The sequence below is a fragment of the Flavobacterium sp. NG2 genome, assembly GCF_034119845.1.
In the GTDB taxonomy this organism is placed as follows: Bacteria; Bacteroidota; Bacteroidia; order Flavobacteriales; family Flavobacteriaceae; genus Flavobacterium.
On the sequence record NZ_CP139420.1, the window covers coordinates 1,579,329 to 1,604,392 of the forward strand.

General features: G+C 33.7%; 24 protein-coding genes and 1 CRISPR repeat array (1 of these 25 only partly in view). Of the genes, 7 read left to right on the forward strand and 17 right to left on the reverse strand.

Annotated elements, in window-relative coordinates:
* A CRISPR array of direct repeats spans positions 1–130; the repeat unit is 36 nt; unit sequence GTTGTATATACCCTTCAAAATAAGGGCAGTCACAAC (it extends 1,621 nt beyond the left edge of the window).
* 100 nt (positions 131–230) lie between these two features.
* On the reverse strand, positions 231–3,803 hold the full coding sequence (gene cas13b, locus SLW70_RS06725; RefSeq protein ID WP_320891312.1) for a type VI-B CRISPR-associated RNA-guided ribonuclease Cas13b: 3,573 nt from the start codon (positions 3,801–3,803) through the stop codon (positions 231–233).
* Positions 3,804–3,935: 132 nt separating this feature from the next.
* On the opposite strand from cas13b, the gene SLW70_RS06730 reads away from it, so the two are divergent.
* Positions 3,936–4,199 (forward strand): hypothetical protein, encoded by a 264-nt coding sequence (locus SLW70_RS06730; RefSeq protein WP_320891313.1) that lies wholly within the window; start codon positions 3,936–3,938, stop codon positions 4,197–4,199.
* 106 nt (positions 4,200–4,305) lie between these two features.
* Here the strand turns inward: SLW70_RS06730 and SLW70_RS06735 are convergent, their stop codons facing one another.
* From SLW70_RS06735 to SLW70_RS06750, 4 genes are all read right to left on the reverse strand, one after another.
* On the reverse strand, positions 4,306–4,692 hold the full coding sequence (locus SLW70_RS06735; RefSeq protein ID WP_320891314.1) for a group III truncated hemoglobin: 387 nt from the start codon (positions 4,690–4,692) through the stop codon (positions 4,306–4,308).
* A gap of 190 nt (positions 4,693–4,882) precedes the next feature.
* Positions 4,883–6,127, reverse strand: coding sequence for a threonine ammonia-lyase IlvA (ilvA, locus tag SLW70_RS06740; protein WP_320891315.1), 1,245 nt, complete (start codon positions 6,125–6,127; stop codon positions 4,883–4,885).
* Between the two features lie 194 nt (positions 6,128–6,321).
* Positions 6,322–6,864 (reverse strand): DUF4136 domain-containing protein, encoded by a 543-nt coding sequence (locus SLW70_RS06745; protein ID WP_320891316.1) that lies wholly within the window; start codon positions 6,862–6,864, stop codon positions 6,322–6,324.
* 117 nt (positions 6,865–6,981) lie between these two features.
* Positions 6,982–7,158, reverse strand: a complete 177-nt coding sequence (locus tag SLW70_RS06750) for a DUF5522 domain-containing protein (RefSeq protein ID WP_320891317.1) — start codon at positions 7,156–7,158, stop codon at positions 6,982–6,984.
* Between the two features lie 56 nt (positions 7,159–7,214).
* Between SLW70_RS06750 and SLW70_RS06755 the strand changes: the two genes are divergently transcribed.
* The 4 genes from SLW70_RS06755 (at position 7,215) to hemL (ending at position 10,831) form a co-directional block, all read left to right on the forward strand.
* Entirely contained in the window at positions 7,215–7,541 is a 327-nt protein-coding gene (locus SLW70_RS06755; RefSeq protein WP_320891318.1) for a hypothetical protein, read from the forward strand.
* Positions 7,542–7,850: 309 nt separating this feature from the next.
* Positions 7,851–8,747 (forward strand): 1-aminocyclopropane-1-carboxylate deaminase/D-cysteine desulfhydrase, encoded by an 897-nt coding sequence (locus SLW70_RS06760; protein ID WP_320891320.1) that lies wholly within the window; start codon positions 7,851–7,853, stop codon positions 8,745–8,747.
* A complete protein-coding gene (locus SLW70_RS06765) occupies positions 8,740–9,522 on the forward strand; it encodes a glucosaminidase domain-containing protein (protein ID WP_320891322.1) in 783 nt (260 codons plus the stop codon). Before SLW70_RS06760 ends, SLW70_RS06765 begins: the two co-directional genes overlap by 8 nt.
* A gap of 22 nt (positions 9,523–9,544) precedes the next feature.
* Positions 9,545–10,831 (forward strand): glutamate-1-semialdehyde 2,1-aminomutase, encoded by a 1,287-nt coding sequence (gene hemL / locus SLW70_RS06770; RefSeq protein ID WP_320891323.1) that lies wholly within the window; start codon positions 9,545–9,547, stop codon positions 10,829–10,831.
* Positions 10,832–10,903: 72 nt separating this feature from the next.
* Here the strand turns inward: hemL and SLW70_RS06775 are convergent, their stop codons facing one another.
* Both SLW70_RS06775 and SLW70_RS06780 read right to left on the reverse strand, forming a co-directional pair.
* Complete coding sequence (locus SLW70_RS06775) at positions 10,904–11,278, reverse strand: hypothetical protein (protein WP_320891325.1); 375 nt, start codon at positions 11,276–11,278, stop codon at positions 10,904–10,906.
* A gap of 154 nt (positions 11,279–11,432) precedes the next feature.
* Positions 11,433–11,771 carry a hypothetical protein gene (locus tag SLW70_RS06780; RefSeq protein WP_320891327.1) on the reverse strand — a complete coding sequence of 113 codons (339 nt, stop codon included), beginning with the start codon at positions 11,769–11,771 and terminating at the stop codon, positions 11,433–11,435.
* Positions 11,772–12,217: 446 nt separating this feature from the next.
* On the opposite strand from SLW70_RS06780, the gene glp reads away from it, so the two are divergent.
* The gene (gene glp, locus SLW70_RS06785; protein WP_320891328.1) at positions 12,218–13,390 is read left to right on the forward strand and encodes a gephyrin-like molybdotransferase Glp; all 1,173 of its coding nucleotides are present in this window, start codon (positions 12,218–12,220) and stop codon (positions 13,388–13,390) included.
* Positions 13,391–13,505: 115 nt separating this feature from the next.
* Here the strand turns inward: glp and SLW70_RS06790 are convergent, their stop codons facing one another.
* The 8 genes from SLW70_RS06790 to SLW70_RS06825 all read right to left on the reverse strand — a co-directional run bounded on the left by SLW70_RS06790 (position 13,506) and on the right by SLW70_RS06825 (position 22,093).
* A complete protein-coding gene (locus tag SLW70_RS06790) occupies positions 13,506–14,648 on the reverse strand; it encodes an acyl-CoA dehydrogenase family protein (RefSeq protein ID WP_320891329.1) in 1,143 nt (380 codons plus the stop codon).
* Positions 14,649–14,662: 14 nt separating this feature from the next.
* Complete coding sequence (locus SLW70_RS06795) at positions 14,663–15,547, reverse strand: helix-hairpin-helix domain-containing protein (RefSeq protein ID WP_320891330.1); 885 nt, start codon at positions 15,545–15,547, stop codon at positions 14,663–14,665.
* A 28-nt stretch (positions 15,548–15,575) separates the two neighbouring features.
* On the reverse strand, positions 15,576–15,734 hold the full coding sequence (locus SLW70_RS06800) for a hypothetical protein (RefSeq protein WP_320891332.1): 159 nt from the start codon (positions 15,732–15,734) through the stop codon (positions 15,576–15,578).
* Positions 15,735–15,766: 32 nt separating this feature from the next.
* Positions 15,767–17,437 (reverse strand): sodium-dependent transporter, encoded by a 1,671-nt coding sequence (locus SLW70_RS06805; RefSeq protein WP_320891334.1) that lies wholly within the window; start codon positions 17,435–17,437, stop codon positions 15,767–15,769.
* A gap of 38 nt (positions 17,438–17,475) precedes the next feature.
* Complete coding sequence (locus SLW70_RS06810; RefSeq protein WP_320891336.1) at positions 17,476–17,706, reverse strand: PspC domain-containing protein; 231 nt, start codon at positions 17,704–17,706, stop codon at positions 17,476–17,478.
* Between the two features lie 396 nt (positions 17,707–18,102).
* The gene (locus SLW70_RS06815) at positions 18,103–19,374 is read right to left on the reverse strand and encodes a DUF2851 family protein (RefSeq protein WP_320891337.1); all 1,272 of its coding nucleotides are present in this window, start codon (positions 19,372–19,374) and stop codon (positions 18,103–18,105) included.
* A 55-nt stretch (positions 19,375–19,429) separates the two neighbouring features.
* The gene (locus SLW70_RS06820) at positions 19,430–19,912 is read right to left on the reverse strand and encodes a 3'-5' exonuclease (RefSeq protein ID WP_320891339.1); all 483 of its coding nucleotides are present in this window, start codon (positions 19,910–19,912) and stop codon (positions 19,430–19,432) included.
* Between the two features lie 231 nt (positions 19,913–20,143).
* Positions 20,144–22,093 carry a putative porin gene (locus SLW70_RS06825; RefSeq protein ID WP_320891340.1) on the reverse strand — a complete coding sequence of 650 codons (1,950 nt, stop codon included), beginning with the start codon at positions 22,091–22,093 and terminating at the stop codon, positions 20,144–20,146.
* Between the two features lie 312 nt (positions 22,094–22,405).
* Between SLW70_RS06825 and SLW70_RS06830 the strand changes: the two genes are divergently transcribed.
* Positions 22,406–23,131 carry a ribonuclease HII gene (locus tag SLW70_RS06830; protein ID WP_320891341.1) on the forward strand — a complete coding sequence of 242 codons (726 nt, stop codon included), beginning with the start codon at positions 22,406–22,408 and terminating at the stop codon, positions 23,129–23,131.
* A gap of 460 nt (positions 23,132–23,591) precedes the next feature.
* Here the strand turns inward: SLW70_RS06830 and lipB are convergent, their stop codons facing one another.
* Positions 23,592–24,296: a lipoyl(octanoyl) transferase LipB gene (gene lipB, locus SLW70_RS06835; RefSeq protein WP_320891342.1), complete on the reverse strand. Its 705-nt coding sequence runs from the start codon at positions 24,294–24,296 to the stop codon at positions 23,592–23,594.
* 3 nt (positions 24,297–24,299) lie between these two features.
* Positions 24,300–25,049, reverse strand: a complete 750-nt coding sequence (locus SLW70_RS06840; RefSeq protein WP_320891343.1) for a hypothetical protein — start codon at positions 25,047–25,049, stop codon at positions 24,300–24,302.
* Between the last annotated feature and the right edge of the window lie 15 nt (positions 25,050–25,064).

Consider the following 25,064-nt stretch of genomic DNA (forward strand, 5'->3'; position numbering starts at 1 on the left):
ACACCCGAAGAGATATCGAAAACAGTTTGTTGTATATACCCTTCAAAATAAGGGCAGTCACAACTGCTGGCTGATTATACTGGTATATCGCAATGTTGTATATACCCTTCAAAATAAGGGCAGTCACAACCTATTATTAGGTTTGCCTTATTGTTAAAGGGATGAAGTCGTTTTCTATCATAAAAAAAAGACTTAATGTTGTTGTTTCAAGTTGTCAAGGAGCTGTTTTTCTAGATCTTAAAGTGGCTAATTATCAATTTTACAATTTTATAGTAATAACAAGCGTAAGTATCGGTAGACTCTTTTTTTGATATGCTTTGACAAAAATCATAAAGTTCTTTTGAAGGCATTTGATTGTGAGCAAATTTATTTCTTATCATGATTAAAACATAAGCTTTTTGAATAGTTTCTGAAAAATTTAATACTTCATACTCAAATTTTTTGGTACTAAAATTTATATCAAAAAAGACAAGCTCTTGGTCATTTAAAGAGTAAGTTAAGTTTAAAAACCGTTGAATATATAATGAAAAATTAGGATTTTTATCTTTATCTAAAAGTTCATTTTTATCCAAAACCAATTCATATATTTTCTTTTCAAAAAGAAGGATTTGTTTTAATAATTTCTCACTTCTAATTTTCTCATAATCCAATATTTGAGTTTGGAAATTGTGTATTGGTTTGCTATCGTATTTTAAATTCCAATTATGCTCAAGGTAAACATTCCATTTTATTTCTGGCTCATATCCTATAAAGGTTTGAATGCGTTGGTCTCTTTCATATTTTCTGAATTTCCCAACGTTTTTTAATTTTACAAACTCACTGACATCACTGTTTTGTAATTTTATAGAAACTTCTTTGTTCCAAATAAAATTTTCTTTTTTGATGTTTTCAGATAAATCTCCTTTTTGTTTATTGTTTTGTAAATCGGCTGTAATTTGATTTTGTATGCGTTCTTGCTTACTTTGAAAAAAATCAGTCAAAGGAGTGTTTATTTCGGTATTAAAAACTTTAAAGAACAAATCATCCACCATTAATTTGGTAAATAAATCACGGTTTTTTTGTTTTCTAATTTCACCTTCTTGTCTCATTACAAAATTAGAGTATTGTTTTTCGGTAAATTGGTATTTATTAGTATAAGCCCTTTTATAACAATTGGTATCATAAAAGGTTTGAAATTGATGTTGGCTATCATTAGCATATACAAACCAATCTGCAAATTGTTCTTTGTTTTCTTTAAAATCTAGACCCAAAATACGAGTAGGTTTACTATCAAAAATCCCTTTAGGAAAACAAGTAGGTTTTGCCAAAAGGCGTTTTACTTGGGTAGAAAGCGGTTGGATTTGGTAGTTTTTTTGTTTAAAAAAACGATAGAGTTCTTTGGTGAGTATTTTTAAAATTTTAGAATCATTTTTATTATCGTCAAATTGGGTCTTTTTTTGCTCAAAATAAGCGAGTCTTTGGTTGAGGTAAGCTTCATAAAAATCTTCAAAAGTTCTTTTTTTGAAACAATTGCTTATTTCTGTACCAATAGTATCATTGCTAAAATTCCAAACAGACAATAACGAGCTTGTTTCGTCTTTGGTATGTTCATAGAACGCCAAAGTTCGTTGTAATTCACTATGTTGGTAGCCTTTCCAATTTTCTTTTACTTTCTGGGGCATAAACTGTTTGAGGTCATTGGCTATCCAGCTAGCTTCAGTTCCTTTTTCAGAAGTATAAAAAACATATTTTCTAAATTTTGATTTTTCTCTTTGTGGGGCTTTTTCATGTTTCCTAACTTCAATTTTGTTGCTATTGATGGTTTCTAGTTTCTCAGTAGTCAAATTAATTTCTGTCTCAATATCTCTTTTTAGTTTATCATAGTCAACAACAATAGTGTTTGTACCTTTGGATAATTTTTTCGGAAATTTATCTTTTGGTAAATCTAAATTAGCGTCTACATTTTTTATTGCATTAAATTGTTCTATGATTTTGTCACGCAAAACATCTTCTATCTCTTTTGCGGCTATATCTCTACCTGCATTATCCTTTTTAGATTTGTTTTTTACCAGTAATTCATACAAAAGTGCGGGTATTTCGTTCAAACTCAAAAAAGCGGTTGGGTCTCCTTGCTTGAAGTTCTCATTATTTTTTAAGATTTTCTCAAGAACTTGTTCTTTGGTAGGTTTATTGTTGCTTCTTCCTGTTCTTCCTTCTTTTTTATAAATCTCTTCCTTTATTTTTTCTTTTTCAAGATGAATAATGTGTGCCTTTGTTTCTTCCAATTTAATGTAAATAGGAATATTATTGCCTACAAAATTATAACCAGGATTTGGGAAAAACTCCCAACCCAATTCGGTGTTTTCTTGTTCATCTAAAAACTTTCTTTTCAAATTTCCTGCTTTAGAAAGATTGCCAAAGACATTAATTTTTTCCTTAATTAATCGTTCAGAAGTTATAGTTGTTTGGTTAATGGTTTTTTGTTGTGAATGATGGATGTAATTGCCTAAATGTAATTGAAATTTTAAAGTAGGGAAATTTGCAAACTCATCAAGATAACGCAAGGCAAAATAATTAAATTTGTCTTCGTACCTTTTTCTGATTACAGGATGAACTACATGGGAGTTTTCTAAATTCTCTTGATTTTCTTCGTTGTCTTTGTAATATTCGTTAATATCTTCAATAAACTCTTTTTGCTTGGTAGCATTGAGAGATTGGTACACACAGTCTGGTACTTTGCTCAACTCATCAATCATTTGCATCAAAAGAGTTTCTTTATCAAAGGCAGTGGTTTTTACTCTGTATTTCAGTCCTTTGAAAGCTAGTGTTGAGTAAACTCTATGCGTAGCCATAAAAAGTAGGCTGTTGTTTTTTTCTAAATCTTCCTTGACTACTTTGCCTTTATATCCTTTAATATTAGATTTAAAATCTTCAATTTCTCTTTTGGATAAAAATAGCGACAATAAAAATACAATACCACTAGTTGATATGGGTAATGAGTAATCAAATTCTTTAGGACTGTTGTATTGATTTATAGCTGATTTTGAGGAGTCTTTTAGATTTGTGTCTCCAGTTATTGAATTTTTAAATAATAGTTTAGAAAAAGCATCATTATAAATTGAATTTAAAATATTCTCATTATCAGGGATAGAATATATTTTGTCTTGAATTTCACCAGCTTTTTTTTGCTCTTTTCTTTTTTGGAGGTTCTCCTCTTTTTTAATTTTTAGCTTTGTTAGTTTTAATTTGAATAACTCCTCAAGTTGTTCTTTTAGGCTGTCTTTTAAAATCTCTTTGGTTTTGTCATTTTTGAGATAATTCTTTTTGACATCTAATGCTGTTTTTAGCAAAGTATCATCCAAGAAAGAAAGAAGTTCTGAAGAATAATTATAATCTATTTTATTGTTTTTGAATTGAATTTGATCATGATAAAAATGAGTATAAAAATTACGTAGTTCATTGATAGCATCAATCAAATAGTTTAAATGCTGCGTAAAGTATTCACGCCTTTTAATCTCACATTTATTAAAACGCAAATCTTCAATAGATAAGTTTAAGAAGTTGATTACCGGTAAATACTCTGTTAGTATTCTAATACCTCTTTCCCAGTCAACAATACTACAATTATTTGTAAAATAGTTAGTTATGATTGTTTTTGGACTCTTTTCATTTTTATTTATCTGCAATCTATTTTTAAATTCAATAAAAATGGCTTCTATATTATCAAATGCCAGGTTGAAGTATCCTGCAAAATAATGTTTGTCAGCTGACAAGTAAGGATTAAAATCAGTTTGTTTAGTTTGGGTGTTTTCTATTAAATTCATAATTATCTCTTTTTGCTAATATACCCAATTAAAGAAAAAGAGTACGAATAAGTTATCAACAATAAAGCAAGGTTTTTCGTCTAGTTTGCCTTTGAATAAAAACGTATCTTTACATTAATAAATCTATGAAAAGTGAATATCGAAGTGCGTAAAAAACAGATAATCAGGAAAATAAAAGAGGTTCAGGGCGAAAAGTTATTGGAGCTAATAGATGCTGTTTTAAACCGTAACCCTATAGTTGCATATACTATTGACGGAAAATCGTTGACTTCTGTGGAGTATAGCAAGCACATTGAATCGATAAGCAATGCTGTTGCAGACGGTGCTGAAACTTACACTTCTGAGCAAGTTCGTACCTCTATTTTGGAAAGAAAAAAGTTGATTTTAAAGAAATAGAATTCGTAACATCCGTGTGCCATTAATTCAATTATTGAAAAAATTACTTCTCCACTTTTTCTAAATATTCCAGTTTGGTTTTCGTTAAAACGAGTTGGTATTGTTTTTATTCTTTATTATGCATATTCCTAAAATAATCAATTTTATAAAAGAACATTTCGGCCATATTGAACGCTCTTAATTTGGCTTCATCAGCAATGGCACCAGCGAACAAATGATCAACGGTAGCCGTGAAAATTTCCATCCAGCGATTAAAATGTTCTTTCTCTACTGGTAAATGTTTGTGTGGAGGAAACGGACTCCCAGAATACGTATGAACTTCTAATAGAATGGTTTGCCAAAAACGGTACATTTTTTCCAGATGTTCTGGCCAGCGGTCACGTATTTTGTCATTAAAAACAGGGCCTATTAACGGGTCTTGCTGTACTTTGTCATAAAACGTATTAACTAGGAGTTTGATGTCGTCTAGGGTAGTAATATCATGTGTAGGCATACTGTTGTTTTAATTTGATGTTGCAAAAACAATTATAAGGTATTGGGAAATAATAGTTTACTGAAATAACTTCTTTTGTGTCGAAAATGAAATGATTAAACTCTTAGGATTTGAAATTTGTGTCAATTTCCATTCAAGAATTAAGTTGATAAAGAGATTAATATGCGAATTAGCGGTACTAAAAAATCGGTTACCCAATCAACTGCGTGAATAAATCGGGCATTTCGTTTAGGTATTTGTACTCAAAACCTTTGCTGGTCATGTTGTTTTTGATGGCTTGAATATCATTTCTGTTTTTTAATTCTAAACCTACGACAACTGTACCCACTTCTCGATTGTTTTTTTTGTTATATTGAAAATAAGTAATATCATCGTTTGGGCCTAAAATATCATTCACAAATTCCTTCAAAGCTCCCGGTCGTTGCGGAAACTGTATTAGGAAATAATGCATTAAGCCTTCGTACAATAACGAACGCTCTTTAATTTCGGCGGTACGTTCAATGTCGTTATTACTACCACTAACAATACAAACCACTGTTTTTCCTTTTATTTGGTCTTTGTAGAAATCGAGCGCCGAAATCGTCAACGCACCTGCTGGCTCTACTACCATAGCTTCTTCATTATACAATCTCAAAATAGTGGTGCACACCTTGCCTTCGGGAATGAGAATGATATCATCCAGATTCTTTTTACAGATTTCGAATGTCAGATCTCCAACTTGTTTTACGGCAGCACCATCTACAAATTTATCGATGGTTTCCAGAGGGATATTTTTGCCATTGTCGATTGAATTTTTCATTGACGGAGCGCCTAATGGCTCTACACCTATGAGTTTGGTTTGTGGACTTAGTTGTTTAAAAACGGTAGTCAATCCAGATGCCAGCCCGCCACCTCCAATTGGAATAAATAAATAATCAATAGGTTTTTTGTGTGCATCTAGAATCTCTAAGCCTACAGTTCCTTGGCCCGCAATCACATCAATATCGTCAAAAGGATGAACGAAAATTTTATTGTTTTTAACGGTGTCTTTCATCGCTGCAGCAAAAGCATCATCAAAAGTATCCCCAATAAGAACAATTTCGACAAATGATTTTCCAAACAATTCCACTTGTTTTATTTTTTGTTTGGGAGTTGTAGTGGGCATGTAAATTGTACCCTTGATTTGGAGCAAATGACAAGAATATGCGACTCCTTGTGCGTGATTTCCAGCACTGGCGCAAACAATTTCTTTAGGAGTGTCTTCTTTGGGTAAGCTACTCATTTTGTTATAAGCACCTCTTATTTTGTAGGAACGTACAATTTGTAAATCTTCCCTTTTTAATAAAATAGTAGCCTGAAACTCTTCGGATAAATTTAGGTTATGAGAGAGTGGGGTTACAGGTACTACTTCTTTCAATTGTTTTGTTGCTTCTTGTATTTTTTCAAATAAATCCATTCTTTATTTTAGTATAAAAAAACCTCTCGAAAAAGAGAGGCTTTATTTGGTTTAACAGTTGTACACTTTATCTAATTACAACATCTCAATTTTAAATTAAAACGGATGTTAGTCTTTATGATAGAATCCTGCTTTATCGTTTTATTGTCCTATTGTAAAAATAAGGATTTAATATGAATTTCAATTAGTAGGGATTATTTTTTATCTTTAGTAGGCGGGTACTGTGCTAATATTTTAGCAACAAACTCATTAATTTGTTTTTCTTTTCTAGCTCGGTCTTGAGTTAAAGTGCCAACACCTTCTCCTTCCCAAATCAATTCTTTTTTCTTGGCATCAATTAAATCGATGTATAAAGTACCTTCAGGAGTTGAGTTGATATAGGTTTGGTTACCTCCCCAAAAAAACGGACTCCATCCCCATCCCCAACCGTAGCCAAATCCAGCATTAAATTGATTGACGTCTAGACGTTCTCTCTCTTTGGTAATGATGTTTACCAATAAATCGGGATTTTCACTTTTGGTCATTCCCTTTTTCATTAATTCGTTATCTATGGCTCTAAGGATTCTTTTTTTGTCAAATTCTGAAATCTGTACTTTATCAATTCCTGTTTTATGAAAAGCATAGGTTTTATATTGGCTAAAATCAGCTTTAGAGTCATAATCAGCATTTACATGAACACTACTACAAGAGCTCATAATAAAAACCAACAATATCGGTAAAAGTTTAAGTGTTTTCATAATGCAGTTTTTTATATTAAATTGATGTTTAGGTGGTTATACCTATGTAAAAGGCTCAAAAATCATACCAAAGGAGGACTTTACGCAACTGTGTCTGATTCGAAAAAAGGGAGCAATTTATTTTTTTATTCTTCCTGTTTTTTTATCGTATCCATAGGGACAATGGCGGCAACCACTTTTGCAACAATAGCCTCTTTTAAGATGGTGTTTTTCCGTAAGACATTTATAGCCTTCAGGGGTATAATAAAAATCTTCTCCTTCTATTAATTTATTTTCTTTATTTTGTTCCGTCATAATGCTTTTTTTGCCCTTGAGGCATTAATTACTACAAATTTATAACTTTAAGAGGAATGTTTTTTATAGTTTCTAAATATTTAATTCCTAAAGGATTTCGAGGATTGACTCTTTATCCCTTTGTGTTTATGAAGTTTGTAGTTGACAAAGACAATCCTATTTTTGTTAATCACGAAAAAATTCACCTCCGCCAGCAAATTGAGTTGCTGGTTTTGCCTTTTTATATTTGGTATATAGTCGAATATCTTTTTAGGTTGGTTCAATATAGAAATCGATACCAAGCCTATAGAAATATCAGTTTTGAACGAGAAGCTTACGAGAACGAAACCAAATTAGACTATCTCAAGTATAGAGGAATGTACCGCTTTGTTAAGTTTTTGTAAACCATCTGGATTTTTTTAAACCATTTAAGAAAAGTAAGAATAGATAAGAGTTATGTGTTTTTTAAACATATAAGTCATTTAAGTTTATATGCTTACTTTGAGGATTTTAAACCATTTAAGAAATGTGAGAATAATAAGTATTTCAACGGAACTTAATAAGCTAAAACTTCCAAGACTTAGCTGTTATTTTTTTACGATACTGTTTTATTGTTCTTATATTTCTTAAATGGTTTAAAAACTCTATATGGTTTAAAACTTTAAAGGCACTAATATGTTTTATAATTTTTACTTTTGTAGAAAACACTAGCCTTGAACCAGAAGATTCCCATTCAATTCCCAAACAATATCTCTGTTTACATCAAACGTGAGGATTTGATTCATCCTTTTGTTTCTGGAAATAAATTTAGAAAACTCAAATACAATCTGCTTCAAGCAAAAAAAGAATCAGCAACTACATTGTTGACTTTTGGAGGAGCCTATTCCAATCACATTGCGGCGGTTGCTTTTGCGGGTAAGGAACAACATTTCAAAACTATTGGCGTTATTCGTGGGGAGGAATTAGTAACTAAGGTTCAAGAAAATCCAACGTTAAAATTTGCGCAAGAATGTGGGATGCAATTCGAGTTTGTAAGCCGTGAAGACTATCGCTTGAAGCAGGAGGAGGCTTTTATGATTCGTTTAAAAGAGAAGCATGGTTTTTTTTACCTCATTCCTGAAGGTGGAACGAATGCTTTAGCGATTCAAGGTTGCGAAGAGATTTTGACTAAAGAGGATGCTGTATTTGACTACGTTTGTTGTGCCGTGGGAACGGGTGGAACCATTTCGGGGATTATTAATAGTGCTTTGCCAGACCAAAAAGTTTTGGGTTTTCCAGCCTTAAAAGGGGATTTTTTAAAAGATGAAATTTGTACTTTTGTAAAAAATAAAAATTGGGAGCTTATTCAAAACTACCATTTTGGTGGTTATGGGAAAGTAAATCAAGAGTTGGTTACTTTTATTAATCACTTTTATGAGGAAACGAAAATCCCATTAGACCCCATTTATACCGGGAAAATGGTTTTTGGTATATTGGATTTAATTCAAAAAAACTATTTTCCAGCCAATTCAAAAATTCTATTGATTCATACTGGAGGTTTACAAGGAGTTGCAGGGATGAATGAAAGATTAAAAAATAAAAAATTACCAATTATAAAAATTCATGATTAAAAAAATCACTTCTATTCTACTCTTGACTGTATTAATTGGTTGTAATTCATCTAAATCGACAATTACTACTTCAAAAAATAAAAGAAATACTTCGTCAGGGGTAAGTCGTTCAAGTTCCAATTCGGGGAGTACAAATGAAGTTGTTAATTCTTATGTTAATCAGTATAAGGATGTAGCGATGAAGAATATGAAAAAGTATGGAATTCCTGCGAGTATCATCTTGGCACAAGGAATTTTAGAATCAGGAGCAGGAAAAAGCGATTTGTCTCAGTCTGCTAATAATCATTTTGGAATTAAATGCCACAATGATTGGTTGGGAGAAAGCGTTAGACATGATGACGATTCTAGTCAAGAATGTTTTAGAAAATACAGAAACTCTGCAGAATCATACGATGATCATGCTAATTTTTTGATTGGAAAAAGTCGTTATGCTAGCTTATTTGATTTATCAAAAGACGATTATAAAGGATGGGCTAGAGGATTGCGAAAAGCGGGATATGCTACAGACCCTCGTTATCCAGAAAAATTAATTTCGTATATCGAACGCTACGATTTGGCACAATACGATGCGCAAGTATTAGGAAAAAAATATGTGTACTCAAATTCATCGAATAATTCCTCAAATTCTGTTTCTGGACGTTACCATGAAGTTCAAAAAGGAGACACCCTTTATTCCATTTCAAAAAAATACAATGTTTTGATCGAAGATATCAAACGAAAAAACAACCTGTCAGACAATACATTGTCGATAGGGCAACAAATTATTATCAATTAAATTAACAGCAACACCTAAAAGAATGTTATATCAAAGAAGTAGTCAGCTTTTTGCTGAAGCAGAACAAGTAATTCCAGGAGGAGTAAATTCGCCAGTACGTGCTTTTAAAGCGGTAGGAGGAACGCCAATTTTTGTAAAAAGTGCCAAAGGTGCTTATTTGTATGACGAAGACGGAAATACATTAATTGATTATATCAACTCTTGGGGACCAATGATTTTGGGTCATGCTTTTGAACCTGTGGTGCAAGCAGTGATTGAAAAGGCAAAATTGGGAACCTCTTTTGGGATGCCAACAGAATTAGAAACTCAAATTGCAGCATTAGCAGTTTCAATGGTGCCTAATATTGATAAAATACGTTTTGTGAATTCAGGAACCGAAGCTTGTATGAGTGCGATTCGTTTGGCTCGAGGTTTTACCAAAAGAGATAAAATCATCAAATTTGCAGGTTGCTACCACGGACATTCCGATTCGTTCTTGATTCAAGCCGGTAGTGGAGCGGTTACTTTTGGTTCACCTAATAGCCCGGGGGTTACAGAGGGAACAGCAAAGGATACATTACTAGCAACGTACAATGATTTAGAAAATGTAAAAACAGTAATTGAAGCAAATAAAAACGAAATTGCCGCTATCATTATTGAGCCAGTAGCAGGGAACATGGGATGTATTCCTCCTGTGGCAGGTTTTATGGAAGGATTAAGAAGCTTGTGTACTGAAAACGGAATCTTATTGATTTTTGATGAGGTCATGACTGGCTTTAGATTGGCCAGAGGTGGTGCACAGGAATTATTGAATATCGATGCGGATATCGTTTGTTTTGGAAAAGTGATTGGTGGCGGATTGCCAGTAGGTGCTTTTGCTGCTCGTAATGAGATTATGAATTATCTAGCGCCACTAGGGCCTGTATATCAGGCGGGAACCTTGTCTGGGAATCCATTAGCAATGGCAGCTGGTTTAACAATGTTGCAAACATTAAATAATGATCAAGCAATTTTTCAAAGGTTAGCAGATAAAACGGCTTATTTGGCTGCAGGAATCGATAAAGTATTAAAAGCGAATAATGTGGTTTTTACAATCAACACAGTTGGCTCAATGATTTCCGTGCATTTTGATGCAGATCCAGTAGTTGATTTTAAATCAGCTTCAAAAGGTGATAATCCTACTTTCAAGAAATTCTTTCACGGTTTGTTACAAGAAGGGATTTATATCGCACCTTCTGCTTATGAAACTTGGTTTATCACAGATGCTTTGACTTATGAAGATTTAGATGTTACTATTCAAGCTATTGATAAAGTTTCAAAGACTTTTTAATATCTTTTAAAGGATATAACAAAAAAAACTTCCAGAATTTCTGGAAGTTTTTTCGTTTTGTTACAATAGAGACTATTCTTCAGATTCAGAAGCTTTTTTCTTTTTTCCTTCTCCACCCTGACCTTTTCTTTGGTCCATGTTAGCTTTCCATTTTTCAAATTGTTCAGGAGTAAGAACTTCTTTTAGTTTTTTCCCGTTTTCTTTCATTTTTGCACGGTTCTCTTCTTTGTTTTCAGGATTTTCTTTTACTGCTTTTCTTATAGCTGTTTGTTCTTCAAGAAGTACTGCTACTTTTTTTTGTTGGTCTGCATTTAAAGATAGTTCTTCAGTCATTTTTTTAACTCTCATTTCAGTGCTAACTTCATGACCACCTTTTTTCTTTTTTCCTTCTTGAGCAAATCCTGTTAAACCAATAGCTAATAAAGCTACTACAATTAATTTTTTCATTTTATTTAGTTGTTTTAAAAGTTTGTGATGATAAGACCAAGGAAGGTTTAAAAGGTTTAATGGTTTAATGAAAAATTAACATATTTGGTTGTTTTTTTATTTTAAGCAAAAAAAAATCCCGTACAAGACGGGATTTTAGTTTGGTGCTATTTTTTTATTGTGCTGCAGCAGCTTTAGCAGCGTTTTCTTTTTCTTTTAATTCCTTTTTCAACTGTCTTTGTTCTTTAGTCAAAAGATTGCTGATTTCTTTGTCGATTTCTTTAGATTTTACTTTGTTGTCTTCAACGTGGTCTGGGTTTTCCTTATCATCTTTTTTAAGTTCTCCCTTAGCCTCTAGCATCGGTTTTATTTTTGCTTGTTGGTCAGGAGTCAAAGTCAATTCAGTAGCCATTTTCTCTAATGTTTTTTCAGCATAGCTTTGCTTCTTTTTCCCATCTTGTGCAAATCCAGTTAAGCTAACAGCTAATAAAGCTGCGATAATTAATTTTTTCATTTTGTTGTTAAGTTTTTGAGTTAATTTGTTTTTAGGGTTCAAAAAAGGTTTTGTTATCCCTTGTAAAACTGAGGTAAATGTATAAATATTTTGAATTCAAAAAATAAATTAATCGCTTATTTTTTAGGAGGTTATTTGCGATATTATTGCTATTTATTAACTTAAAACACTGTTAAAAATTATATTTAATTTAAAGAATGTTTTTGTTTGGTATCAAAATAATAAATGTCATTTTTGGGATTGATTTGGTTTTGTAAAATAAGAGTGTGAAAAAAATCTAAAATATAACTAAAAGCTGTTTTTTACTATGTGTAGCAAAGAGGTTTTGTGTAGTTAAAGTAGGGCAATAATAGTATTACTGTTTCATTTTTTTTTAAATGGATAATCAATAATTAGGTCAGAATCCTTTTGGAATTGTATTTTTGAAAAGAAATAAAAATATACTTATGGTTAGTGTTCAAGAAGCTTTTTCGATACTCAAAAATAATGTGCCTGCTCTTAAGGTTGTAGAAATGTCTTTGACTTCAGCCAGGAAACACATTCTTGCCGAAGATTTGTATGCACCTATGAGTATGCCGCCTTTTCGACAATCAGCTATGGATGGTTTTGCTTTGGGATTACATGATAGTTTAGAGTATGAAATTATTGGTGAAATTAAAGCCGGAGATGTGCATCAAGTTAATTTATTGCCGGGGCAGGCGGTTAAAATTTTTACAGGTGCGCCAGTTCCTGATTCAGCTCAAGCGGTTATGCAAATTGAAAAAGTAACCCAAGAGGGAAGGGTCTTAAAGTTGGTTGAGGCTCCTAAATTAAATATGAACATTCGTCCTATTGGAGAACAAAACAGCAAAGGGGATTTGGCTCTACAAAAAGGAACCCAACTTAATGCAGCTTGTATTGGTTTTTTGGCAGGTTTAGGTTTTACTAGGGTAAATGTCTATCAAAAACCAACTGTTGGTATTATAGTCACGGGAAATGAATTAGTACGACCTGGATTGCCATTGACCTACGGGAAAATTTATGAGAGTAATTCGATCATGTTACAAACAGCTTTGCAGGATGATTCTTATAATATTATCAAAACCTACGAAGTCAACGATGATTTTGAAAACACGAAAATGATACTAGAACAGGCACTTACCGAAAATGAAGTCATCTTGGTTTCAGGGGGTATTTCAGTGGGAGATTATGACTTTGTCGCTCAAGCGTTGGAGTATTTAGGTGTTGAAACGCTTTTTTATAAAGTAAAACAAAAACCAGGAAAACCTCTTTTTGCTGGTAAATTAAAGGATAAAAGAGTGTTTGCTTTACCAGGTAATCCTGCGGCTTCTTTGACTTGCTTTTATGTGTATGTTTTGCCAACGTTACAAATGATGTCCGGTCTAGCAAGAGATTATGGTCAAACGGAAACTAAAAAATTAGCACATGATTTTAGTGTGAGCAATGCTAGAAATCAATTTTTAAAAGCTCAAATAATAGGGGAAGAAGTAACGATATTAACGCATCAAAATTCTTCGATGCTAAATACTTTTTCCGTTTCGAATGGACTGGTTTATGTGGAAGATGGAGGCTACGAGCTATCAAAAGGCGATAGCGTTGCAGTTTATGTAGTTGGATAAAAATTAAGCATTAAATTTTTAAACCATTAAGAGATTAAGAAAATTAAGCTAAACAAGCCTTAATAAACTTAATCTCTTAATGGTTTTTTAAAGAGTATAATGTTAAAATAAAATCTTAGTCTTTTAATAAATTTCGAGCTATTACTACTTTTTGAATTTCAGTAGTTCCTTCTCCTATGGTGCATAGCTTAGCATCACGATAAAATTTCTCTACAGGAAAATCTTTAGTATAGCCATAACCACCGTGAATTTGTATCGCTTCGTTAGCTACTTTACAACAAACTTCAGAGGAGTACATCTTTGCCATTGCTCCCAAAGTTGTAACAGGTTTGTGTTGTTGTTTTAAAAAGGCAGCTTTGTGTAATAACAGTTCCGAAGCTTCAATTTCCGTAGCCATATCGGCTAGTTTGAATGAAATACCTTGAAAGCTACTGATAGGCTTTCCAAATTGATGTCTTTCTTTAGAATACTTTAAAGCGGCCTCGTAAGCTCCCTTAGCAATTCCTAATGACAATGCACCAATAGAAATACGTCCACCATCTAAAATTTTCATGGCTTGGATAAATCCGTCTCCTACTTCCCCTAATCTATTGGCATCTGGAATACGACAGTTGTCAAAAATTAATTCGGCCGTTTCACTAGCTCGCATTCCTAATTTGTTTTCTTTTTTTCCAGATGTAAACCCAGCTGTTCCTTTCTCAAAAACAAAAGCTGTCATTCCGTGAGAATCACCTTTTTCTCCTGTTCTTACAATTACCACTGCAATGTCACCAGAGATAGCATGTGTAATGAAATTTTTAGCGCCGTTTATAATCCAATAATCACCATCTTTTTTGGCTGTAGTATTCATTCCTCCCGCATCAGAACCTGTATTGTGTTCTGTTAATCCCCAAGCACCAATATGTTCACCGCTAGCTAGTTTTGGAATCCATTTTTTCTTTTGTTCTTCATTTCCAAAGGTCAAAATGTGATTGGTGCATAATGAATTATGAGCTGCTACAGACAAACCAATAGAAGGGTCTACCTTTGATATTTCTTCAACAATCGTGATGTATTCGTGATACCCTAAACCAGAACCGCCTAAATTTTCAGGAACTAAAATCCCCATAAATCCCATCTCTCCTAACTTCCTAAATAAAGGAACTGGAAAAGTCTGAGCTTCATCCCATTCCATGATAAATGGACGGATGTTAATTTCGGCAAAATCTTTTATGGACTGCGCAATCATCGACTGCGTTTCGTTATAATCAAAGTTCATCGTATGGGTATTTTTTAAAAGGTCAAATATAAGGCTATAATCGTTGCTTTTTCAATAGACAAGCCTTTAATTTTTGTTAAATCAGCAACATTTTTGATGTCACCATTCATGCTTCTATAGGTTACGATTTCTTTAGCAATTGCATATCTAAAATAAGGAAATTGCGCAATCTCTTTTAAAGAAGCATTGTTAATGTCAATTTTTTTCAAATGGGAACTAGGGACGATTTTAAAATTGGCATTGAGTTTTGTAATCACATCTGGAGGTAAACCCCATACATCTTGCATTTGTTCCATTGAAACAAAGCCGCCGAGACTTTCTCTGAAATTGATGATACGTTCCGAAAATCCTGGGCCAATGCCATTAATTTTCATTAAGTCATCTTGAGTAGCAGTATTGATATCGATGATACTTATTTTTTCTTTTTTGTAAAAAGAGGCTTTTTCATATTTTACATATTCCTTAGGTTCTTTTTTATTTGTGACCCAATCTGGGAATTTAAAATATGGCGAAATAGTAGCTAATAGGGAATCGGAAACTTTAGTAATGTTTTGAAATTCTTTGGCTGAATTGACGTATTGATTGGTTTTACGAAAAGCCAGTAAACGGTCAATCTCAGCTACTGACATTCCTAATTTATACCCTTTGTAATCAGTGATGAAATTAGGGTTAAATGGTTTGATTTCGTATTTCTTTTCAAAAGAAACCGCTTTAAGACTGTCGACTTGAGACTGCATCGCCAGCCATTGCTTTTCTTCTTTCGAAGTTAAGCAGTCTTTGACTTTTGTGGTGTTATAAAAGTACCAACTTGCTTGAATAGTAATGATGATAAGTACCAATAGAAAAATGCCATTCCTTTGTTCTTTGGAAAACAAAAAGTAGGATTTGATATTTTTCATGGACTTAAGTGTATTAAGAATTAAAAGATTATTTTTCTTTTTGTCTTTCTACGTCATCATTGTTTTCTGAAAAGGAATCGGGTTCTTGCTTGGGTTTTATGGTCAATACTTTATAGAAAAAATATAAAGCGAATAAAACGACAATTCCCTGAGTGAGTAACATGGTTACTAATGCTTCTGTATTCATTTTATTAATTTTAGATGAATAAATAATCTTTTTTAAAGGGTGTTACGTCCTTCTTTATATCTTTTTTGAAAAGCAGCATAGACCAATCCACAGATAAAGAGAAACAAGCCTAAGAGCATCAATCGAGCAAAATTGAGATAGAAAATCTGATCTTGTAATTGGGCTATTATCACGGGGTCTGTTGCTGAGGCTAGATGCTCTTTGATACCAGAATGTGTTATCGTTTTGATTATAGAGCCATTGTCTAACGACCAACCTTTTCCCGAAACTAAATTAGCTATATTTCCTGACCAATCATTGTCTTTGGGCTTGAATAAAGACCCCATGAAAATAATAATTAACATGACAGGCGTAATAAACTTGATAATGTATTTGTAAATAATAGGTACTTGAATATCAGCACCAGTTGTAATAGCTTTCCAGCCTTTTTCCATTCCGAATATCCAAGAGAATAAAATAGTCTCTAGCATGGCAAATAATACTAAACTAACGGTTCCAGCCCAATAATCGTATTCGTCAAAAACACCTTGCTGAAAGAGAATCACCGTTGGTAATCCCATGATCAAAGCAATTAATCCAAATGACCATGCCCCTTTGTTTTGTGACCAGCCAAATTCATCTCGCATGAATCCAATCCAAGGAGTTCCCATGGCTAATGAAGAGGTAATCCCCGCGAAAAACAACAAGCCAAACCAAAGTACACCCGCAATAATCGCAATTAAACTTCCCCATTGTTGAAATAAATAAGGCATAGTTTGAAAAGCCATTCCGAATCCTGCATTTTCAATCACCCAGTCTAAACCTAAGTATCCAGCTGCGATAGGTATAACAATCATACTTCCTAAAACCACTTCGACAAATTCATTCATGAAACCTGCTGAAACAGCATTTAGAGCGATATCATCTTTTTCTTCAAGATAAGAGGCGTAACAATGTACGGTTCCCATACCTACAGACAAGGTGAAAAAGATTTGTCCTGCGGCCGCCATCCATACTTTTAAATCAAATATAGAGTCGTATTGTGGTGTCCAAATAAAGTTAAAACCGTCCCAAGCATTGGCGTTCGGAAATATTTCGGAGGCGCCTGATGTGCCTAATGTTAAACTTTTGATGGCCAAAATGGCGCCAAATAAAATCAATAATGGCATCCCTATCTTGGCGACTTTTTCGATACCTTTTAATCCTTTTGATAAAATATAAGTATTGATAACCAAGCATAAAAGATAAAAAATGATGGCTTCATAAGGGATTCCTGTTGTCGAATGTCCGATATCAATATAGGAGCTAAAAAAGCCAGCCACATCGGCTTGATTCATTCCTTCGAAAGTTCCAATTATCGAATGGTAAACATAAGACATTGTCCAGGATTCAATATAACAATAATAGGCGGCGACAGCTATATTGGTGAAAATTCCAAATACTCCTATGTATTTGAGTATTCTTCCTTTGACCATTGAATCTAAAATATAGGGTGTACTGTGATTTCCAAACTTTCCTCCAAAACGACCCGAAGACCATTCGATGAATAATAACGGGATTCCCATTATTAGAAAACATATTAAATAAGGAACAATAAAGGCGCCACCTCCATTTTGAACAGCTTGAACGGGAAAGCGGAGGAAGTTTCCTAAACCAACAGCGTTTCCTGCCATTGCTAATATTAAACCTACTCGTGAACCCCAAGAATCTGATTGTACAGCCAAAATTTATTTGATTTTAGTTAGTAATTTAATAGTAAAAGTTAAAGGTCAAAGACTGAAGTTCGTTTTGCACGAACCAAATCTTTCAACCGAATCCAAAAGGCAAGTATGAGGTAAATTCCAAATCCTAAACCTACGGTAACAAACGAAATGTATATAAAAAATAGGCGAACACTATTGGCGCGCATTCCTAGTTTATCTGCCAAACGAGAAGAAACATGAAAGCCATGTTTTTCTAGGAAGAATTTAAGTTTGAGTACTGCTGGAAACATCTGTTTTGTAAATTTGAAGTTACTAATTTAAGTTTTTAATCAAGCAAAGCGAATTAAAAGACAATATATTTTTTAAACACAAATTTCACAAATTTACACGAAATATAGTTGTGGTTAATTACACTAATCTGCCTAAAGCAGAGATGTTGTTAGTTAAATTATTATATTCTTACTTAGAGGGTAAAACTACAAAAAAATAAATAACTCTCTTTTAAGTGAAACGCTCTAGTTTGTAAAAGGCCACGAATTCACGAATTTATTTTGCTGACAGTTAAGTTTTTCTGGATTTTGTTGACGTTGTACTAGGTTGTTTTGCAAATTATATAATGTTTATGTTTTTGATTTTCTTGTTTAAGTTAAATGGCAATTCGTGAATTCGTGGTGTTAATTTTAAGGTTACTTTGATTTTAGCAACTCCATTCCAATGGAACAGTCCAAACATTTGCTTTTCGAACAATATTCGTTTTTGAGTTGGAGTAGCGACTGTGTTTCAAAAGCATTTTGAGGTCTTATCCCTTGAAGGATAAACTTTTCGATAATACTGTTTTTCTCAGCGGATACTTCTGAAAGGAGTTGGATTAAATTTTCAGAGATTTCGGTACCATGACTTTTGGCATACGCAAATTGTAATGGGATTATCGTGTTGATAATGAGTAAGTCAATAAAGCTATGTGATAATTTTTTGTTTTTCTTCGGACTTGGTTTGTCAAATTGGTAATGTTCTTGCCAATAGTCTGAAGTACTAACCTTAAAAATCTCGTAAACTTTTTTTACGGAATTGAGTTCGTAAACTTTTGAAAATAGGTTTTGATGGCTATAGTACAAATGTGCCAATTGCGACAACCGAATCGTTGGAAAATTATCAGGTCGGTGTTTGAAAAATTGTACTGGTGCGAGATGTGTTTTTTCTAATTGGTATTTATGTAATAAATAGTAATAACGAAATTTCAAATTGGTAAAATAGGTGTCTTCTTTTTCGGTGTCCAATAAACCAGCGTTTCCAAAGAGCAGACTCTCTAGGTTTTCAACTTCAAAACTTTCTTTGCGAATGATGGAAAACGGAATGGATTGTGCCAATTGCAAAAAAGTAGCGCCATTGGTGTTGAGTCCAAAGTTTTTGGCCAAGAGTTGAAAAAGTACAGCTTCCCAATCGTTGTTTGTGGTTTCTAATAAATCGTAAATGATTTTAGATTTTCGTTCTAAACGTTCAAAGAACAAACGTTCTTGCCAGTTTTTGAAAAGGAAGGAGTCGATGCTTGCTAATTCTTTTTCGCAGTAAATCCAAGACTTAGGTGTGAGCAACGATTGGTAATTGTCCAACGTTGTTTTTTCAACATAGTTTTTGAGTTCAATTACGGGAATTTCGGTGTTGTCCTGTCTGAAAATGGCGGCATCATGTTCCCAAACAACATGGAGAATAACATTTTCATAAGCGGCATCTCGCTCGTGGTGATGCACATACCAATCCGAAGATTTAATATGAATTTCGACATTTCCAGCCCATTTTTGGTTTCCAATGCTAATTTGAGCATTGAAAAAATCAGGACCAGCCAATTCTAAATACTGCCCTTGGTGATGAATAGTAACCAACTCTTCCTGAGTGGTTTTTAAATCAAGCGTGTTGAACTTCTTGAATTTCCAGAGGTAATGTAGAAAATCTTCTTTCATGGGGAATTATCTAAATACTAAACTAAAGTAAGAAAAATTCCCAAACGAAATAAAATTATTTTAACAGATATAATTTAGCACAAGCACGAGCATCTGATAGTGCTTCGTGATGGTTGAGTTGGATGTTCATGGCACGACAGCAATCACTTAATTTGGTTGGTTTCAATCCTTTGGCTTTGTAGATTTTTACGGTGCATTCCCAGCGGGGAGCGATGTTTAATTCGTCATAATCCAAGCCGTAAAGTGCCATGGATTTTGCCAATACGTTTCGGTCAAAACTTTCGTTGTGCGCTACAACTATTCTGTTTTGCAATCTTTTTTTGATTTCAGGGAATACTTGCACAAAGCTTTTTGCATTTGCGGTATGGTGCGGATAAATTCCGTGAACTTGTATCGTAAATGGACTGTATAAATTATTAGGTGGTTTTATTAGAGTCACAAATTCATCGACAATAATACCGTTCTCGACGGTTACAATCCCTACGGAACAAGGGTGAAATGCAGTGGCGGTTTCGAAATCTATAGCGGTGAAAGTCAAGAGGATTTATGATTTAGGATTACTATGACCGTTCGCCTTTCAGGCTCGGGTCACGATTTTTGATTTGGAATTTCAAAGTGATTATTATAAGCAAAATGTTCTCTCTATAGCCCCGATCGCAGCAAATTATCCTTTTATATTGTGGCGGCGTAGCAAGCCGCAGTATAAAAGATAATGCGGAGAGCGGGAACGATGTTGAATGAATGTACAAACGCTATGCTCCTAAAAATATTAATTAAAGAAATTCCACACTAGTCCAAAACGGATGGTCATATCACGAAAAGGCGTGTTAGGTGCCGAGTAATAATTGTTGCCAGTTAATGACGAATTGAAATGCTCGGCTTTGATGAAAATTCGGGTTCTTTGAATCTTGGCATTTACAAAAAAGTCAAGGTTTGGGTAGTTTCCAATTTCTTTTTGGTTTTGGATAAAAAATTCTCCTGTCACACCGTTGTAGTCATTGGCATAATACTTCGTGAAATAATTCAATACGATACCGGTTTGTAAGTATAAGGCTTTATTGAAAAAGTAGTTGGTGTAATACAATGTATTGCGGGTTACGAGTTCTGGAACATTAAGGATGTTATCTGGTTGGTCTACTTTTTGGTACAGAATGGTGTTGTCAAATCCGAATTTTCCAAATTTGATTTCCTTGCTGGCTTTTAGAGAAACGTAATTGATGGTGTTTCCGTATTGATTAGGAGCTATAATTTGTTGGTCAGTAGTTGTTGCTACATTTTCAAAATATAGATGATCATCTAATGTTAATAAAGTCAAAGAAGCATTTATCCATGGAGTGTAGGCATTGGCAGCTAAGAGGTTTATTTTTTCGTTTTTGAAGTTGTTTGACCAATTGTAATCTACAAAACTGCTTTGGAACAAATTGTAGTTGTCGTTAGCTAGTTTGTTTAAGTTTTGGTATTGAAAAGAAAATTGGAAATCATCGTTCCAATTGAGCGCCATATTGGCATCAAGATTCGATAGAGATTGATTGGTAATTGAACGAGTGTACAAGAATTTACCGTTCCATTTGTTTTTTTGATATTCGTATTGTCCACCAGCACTGTTAATTTGTCGGTTTAAAGCATCTGGAACGACGGTACCGTCTTCTTTAACTAGGATTTTATAATAATAGAAATTACTACGGAAATCATCAGCAAAGAATCTGAATTTACCTAAAGTTGTGTTTTCATAGGTCAAACCTACTTTATTGTACATTTTATTGTAATGGATTTGATCTTTGAGTCCGCTAGTTACGAAAGAGTCACCAAAGCGATATACAGTTGTACTTCCAACAGTTGAAGTAATGGTAGGTTGATAGTATTCGAAAAATTTATTTTCGTAGTTGAATTGATGTTCTACGTACAAGTTGTTAGCGCCACGTTTGGGGTTGATTCGGTAATTATGGTCAAGGAATATGCGTTTCCCTTTTAGGAAGGATTCGGCATCCGTAAGATATACTTCTAGACTTTGACGGTTTGCAAAGTCAACATTGGCACTTTCAAAATCGCTAAGGGTAGTGATACCTCCATTTTCTTCGTTCAAGATATCTTGAGAGGTAAAGTGAGCGTTTGCAAAATAGCGTTCGTTTTTACTATTATAACTAGTGGTAAATCTAAAATGACCAGCATTAGAAAAATGGTTGATGTATTTTCCTTCTGAGCGCATTCCTTTGTAGGCAATAGAAAAATTTAGTCGTGGATGGATGTTTAAGGTAAAATAGGAATCTACTAATTGTCCTTTACCTATAATTGATTTAAAAAACAATTCGGTTAGCGGTGTCGCAACTGAGGCGTAACGAATTTGATTTGCTTCAATAAAACTAAAGTGTTTTCCTTGTAACCCCATGGTTGGGTAGGCTGTAAAATCAGTTAAACTATATTGTAGGGTATTGTATGTTTGACCTTCATTAGGAAATGCTAATAGTCCAAAGGTGTCTTTACGTAAATAATTGTGGCTGTATTCTCGTTGAATAGTCAATGAAGTATCAATATAGGTAGTGTCTTTTTCAATTGAAATAAAACGATACATATCAAGGGTAGCTACTTTTGTAGTGTCATTGTTTTGTGGACCTTTTAAACGGTCTGAAAAATTGCTTTTTGATTCATTTTCTCTTGAGCGTACTTGTGAGAACATGATAATAGGCAAAAGGAATATATATAGGTAAAAGAGAATTCTCATTGGGAACAACTGATTAGGCAATATGTGTATTGATAATTAATTTGGGCAAAGGTAATTGATAAATAGCTATAAAAAAACAACTTATTGCAGTTGATTACGGATAGAAAGAGATGGAATAATGAATGACTAAGATTCGCCACCAATTCACAAATTAGAACGTTAGTATGGAATAGGGTTTGGTTTATAATTCTTTTTTTAATTCATGAATTCGTTGTTTTTTTAAACTCAAGTGTATATCCTTATTAAATAAAAGGAATAACGAATGAAACTAACTAAAATTTTATAATCTTTGTTTTTTTAAAATACCAAAGTATGCTTTCTAGTCAATTTTCGAATTTTATATTAGAATCAGGAACCGATGAAGCGGGTAGAGGCTGTTTGGCTGGTCCAGTGACGGCCGCAGCAGTAATTCTTTCTCCAGCCTTCTCCACACGAGCGACAGCGAACTGGCGAAGCAAAGGAGAGGGAAGTGATGTCGATTCGGTTAAATTACTTTTGGATTTGCTTAATGATTCAAAACAATTAACAGAAAAAGTAAGGGAAAAATTAAGGCCTATTATCGAAGAACAAGTACTCAGTTTTGCGGTTACGCATTTGTTTCCAAATGAAATTGACGAAATCAATATCCTTAACGCTTCGATGAAAGGAATGCAAGAGTCTGTTTTGAAACTCAATCCTACCCCCGAATTTATTATAGTAGATGGCAACAGAGCATTGAATGCTAAATTAGGTTTGAAAAACACCAATGGGAAGCGATTTACAAATGAGGAAATCGAACTTTTGAAATCCATTCCAAATCAGAGTATTGTAAAAGGCGATGCTAAGTTTATGAGTATAGCAGCAGCTTCGGTCTTAGCTAAAACCTATAGGGATGAGTATATGGATAAAATTCATGAAGAATTTCCGATGTACAATTGGAAAAAAAATAAAGGTTATCCCACCAAAGAACACCGTGAAGCGATTAGGAAATATGGTCCTACGAAATACCATAGGATGAGTTTTCGATTGCTGCCGGAGCAGTTGAAATTAGAAATTTAACCATGAAAATTTAACCACAAAGGGCACAAAGAAGGCACAAAGCTCACTAAGGTTTTTCTTGGCTTGCGTTATGGGAGGCGGATAAAACGGATTTTTTAACCACAAAGGGCACAAAGAAGGCACAAAGCTCACTAAGGTTTTTCTTGGCTTGCGTTATGGGAGGCAGATACGATGATTTTTTTTAACCACAAAGGGCACAAAGAAGGCACAAAGCTCGCTAAGTTTTTCTTGGCTTGCGTTATGGGACGCGGATAAAAACGAATTTTTTATATACGTTGTCTTTATTTAGATAAAACAGATTAGCAAAAGCTAATGTTAGATTTTTACGGATTTGATTCGTGTTCTTGCGAACATAAATAAGGAATTATTTATACGATTCTTTGCGTTTCAGCGACTTAGTGGTTAAAGAAAAGCTTTGTGTTCTTAGTGCCTTCTTTGTGACCTTTGTGTTTAAATACCTTTAAATGCCTATAAATGAAGCTTCAAAAAGGATAGCGAAATGTTTTAGTATTTTGGCTTTAACCTCGGTTTCATCAACTTTTTCGACCCCTAATTCAACGTTTAAGGAAGTCACTGCTTTACCGCGAATCCCACAAGGAATAATATTGTCAAAATAGCCCAAATCAGCGTTTACATTTAAAGCAAAACCATGCATGGTAACCCAGCGTGAAGCACGTACGCCCATAGCACATATTTTTCGAGCAAAAGGTGTTCCTACACCAAGCCAAACCCCAGTTTCTCCATCGCTACGGCCGCATACTAAACCGTATTCTTCTAAAGTAAGAATAATCGATTCTTCAAGAAGGCGCAAGTATTTATGAATGTCAGTAAAAAAATTTTCTAAGTCTAAAATAGGATAGCCAACAATCTGTCCAGGACCATGATAGGTGATATCGCCGCCACGATTGATTTTGTAAAAAGTGGCACCTTTGGCTTCAAGTTGTTTTTCTGATAATAACAGATTACTCAAATCACCACTTTTTCCTAGAGTATAAACATGTGGATGTTCGACATAAAGGAAATAATTTGGGGTATCTATTTGGGTTTCGTTTCTTCTATTTTGAATTTTTAAATCAACGACTTCTTTGAATAGTTCTTCTTGAAATTCCCAAGTTTCTTTGTAGCCTTTGATTCCTAAATCTTGAAGTTGGATGTTTTTATTCATTTGTTATTCGAAGGCTATTGTAAGGTTCATCTTTTCTGGATTATCCATGTAATCAGTAAATGGATATTGTATGGTAATGGTTTTTCTATCTGCGCTATATAAAGCATCTGGATTTGAAACAGATTTTACAGGCTTAGGAAAATGGTATTTTAAAGTGTATCTTGAAGATGCAAACATCATTTTGGCCATGCCTAGCGAATCTTTTTTCAAAGCTTCTTTGTCAATGATGGCAGTTCGGGTAAACTTTTTTCCGTTATATGAAAAATTAAGTTGGCTGTTGTTGTTTAAGCCATCACCCAAAGGGTTAGGCATTTCTTTTTTACTAGACTTAGCTTTTAAATCGTTCAATGTTTTTATGCCACTCATCATATCTTGGAGTTCGGATACGTTTTGAAAAGGGGTATTCATCGAAAATAATAATTCTTTTTTTTCAGCATTCATTTTCATGTGCATGACAAAATTTTCCATTTTCTTTAAAGAGGCTTGTTCTTTGGCAGAAAGTTTAGCGATGCTATCTTTTTTTTGTTCAAAAAGTTCTTTGAATGAAAAAGTAGAATCGATACTTTTTTTGTCTTTGGAATCACTTAGTTTTTCTCCAATCTTGTCTCCAGCCATGGCCATCAAACCAGAACCATCAACTTCGATAGAAAAATCTCCAGTTCCGTCAGGATTCACATTGATGTTTTCGGTGAAATTGCAACTTATAAATAGTAGTACTAGGGTAAGAAGTGCTATTTTTTTGAAGAAAGTCATGAATTATGATTTTTT

Coding starts and splice junctions, on each gene's coding strand:
- SLW70_RS06745 (WP_320891316.1), bottom strand. CDS start 6,864: ATGAAAACACTTAAACTTTTACCGATATTGTTGGTTTTTATTATGAGC.
- SLW70_RS06765 (WP_320891322.1), top strand. CDS start 8,740: ATGATTAAAAAAATCACTTCTATTCTACTCTTGACTGTATTAATTGGT.
- SLW70_RS06735 (WP_320891314.1), bottom strand. CDS start 4,692: ATGCCTACACATGATATTACTACCCTAGACGACATCAAACTCCTAGTT.
- SLW70_RS06815 (WP_320891337.1), bottom strand. CDS start 19,374: ATGAAAGAAGATTTTCTACATTACCTCTGGAAATTCAAGAAGTTCAAC.
- hemL (WP_320891323.1), top strand. CDS start 9,545: ATGTTATATCAAAGAAGTAGTCAGCTTTTTGCTGAAGCAGAACAAGTA.
- SLW70_RS06750 (WP_320891317.1), bottom strand. CDS start 7,158: ATGACGGAACAAAATAAAGAAAATAAATTAATAGAAGGAGAAGATTTT.
- SLW70_RS06825 (WP_320891340.1), bottom strand. CDS start 22,093: ATGAGAATTCTCTTTTACCTATATATATTCCTTTTGCCTATTATCATG.
- SLW70_RS06830 (WP_320891341.1), top strand. CDS start 22,406: ATGCTTTCTAGTCAATTTTCGAATTTTATATTAGAATCAGGAACCGAT.
- SLW70_RS06790 (WP_320891329.1), bottom strand. CDS start 14,648: ATGAACTTTGATTATAACGAAACGCAGTCGATGATTGCGCAGTCCATA.
- glp (WP_320891328.1), top strand. CDS start 12,218: ATGGTTAGTGTTCAAGAAGCTTTTTCGATACTCAAAAATAATGTGCCT.
- SLW70_RS06755 (WP_320891318.1), top strand. CDS start 7,215: ATGTTTTTTATAGTTTCTAAATATTTAATTCCTAAAGGATTTCGAGGA.
- SLW70_RS06840 (WP_320891343.1), bottom strand. CDS start 25,049: ATGACTTTCTTCAAAAAAATAGCACTTCTTACCCTAGTACTACTATTT.
- cas13b (WP_320891312.1), bottom strand. CDS start 3,803: ATGAATTTAATAGAAAACACCCAAACTAAACAAACTGATTTTAATCCT.
- SLW70_RS06780 (WP_320891327.1), bottom strand. CDS start 11,771: ATGAAAAAATTAATTATCGCAGCTTTATTAGCTGTTAGCTTAACTGGA.
- SLW70_RS06800 (WP_320891332.1), bottom strand. CDS start 15,734: ATGAATACAGAAGCATTAGTAACCATGTTACTCACTCAGGGAATTGTC.
- lipB (WP_320891342.1), bottom strand. CDS start 24,296: ATGAATAAAAACATCCAACTTCAAGATTTAGGAATCAAAGGCTACAAA.
- ilvA (WP_320891315.1), bottom strand. CDS start 6,127: ATGGATTTATTTGAAAAAATACAAGAAGCAACAAAACAATTGAAAGAA.
- SLW70_RS06795 (WP_320891330.1), bottom strand. CDS start 15,547: ATGAAAAATATCAAATCCTACTTTTTGTTTTCCAAAGAACAAAGGAAT.
- SLW70_RS06810 (WP_320891336.1), bottom strand. CDS start 17,706: ATGTTTCCAGCAGTACTCAAACTTAAATTCTTCCTAGAAAAACATGGC.
- SLW70_RS06775 (WP_320891325.1), bottom strand. CDS start 11,278: ATGAAAAAATTAATTGTAGTAGCTTTATTAGCTATTGGTTTAACAGGA.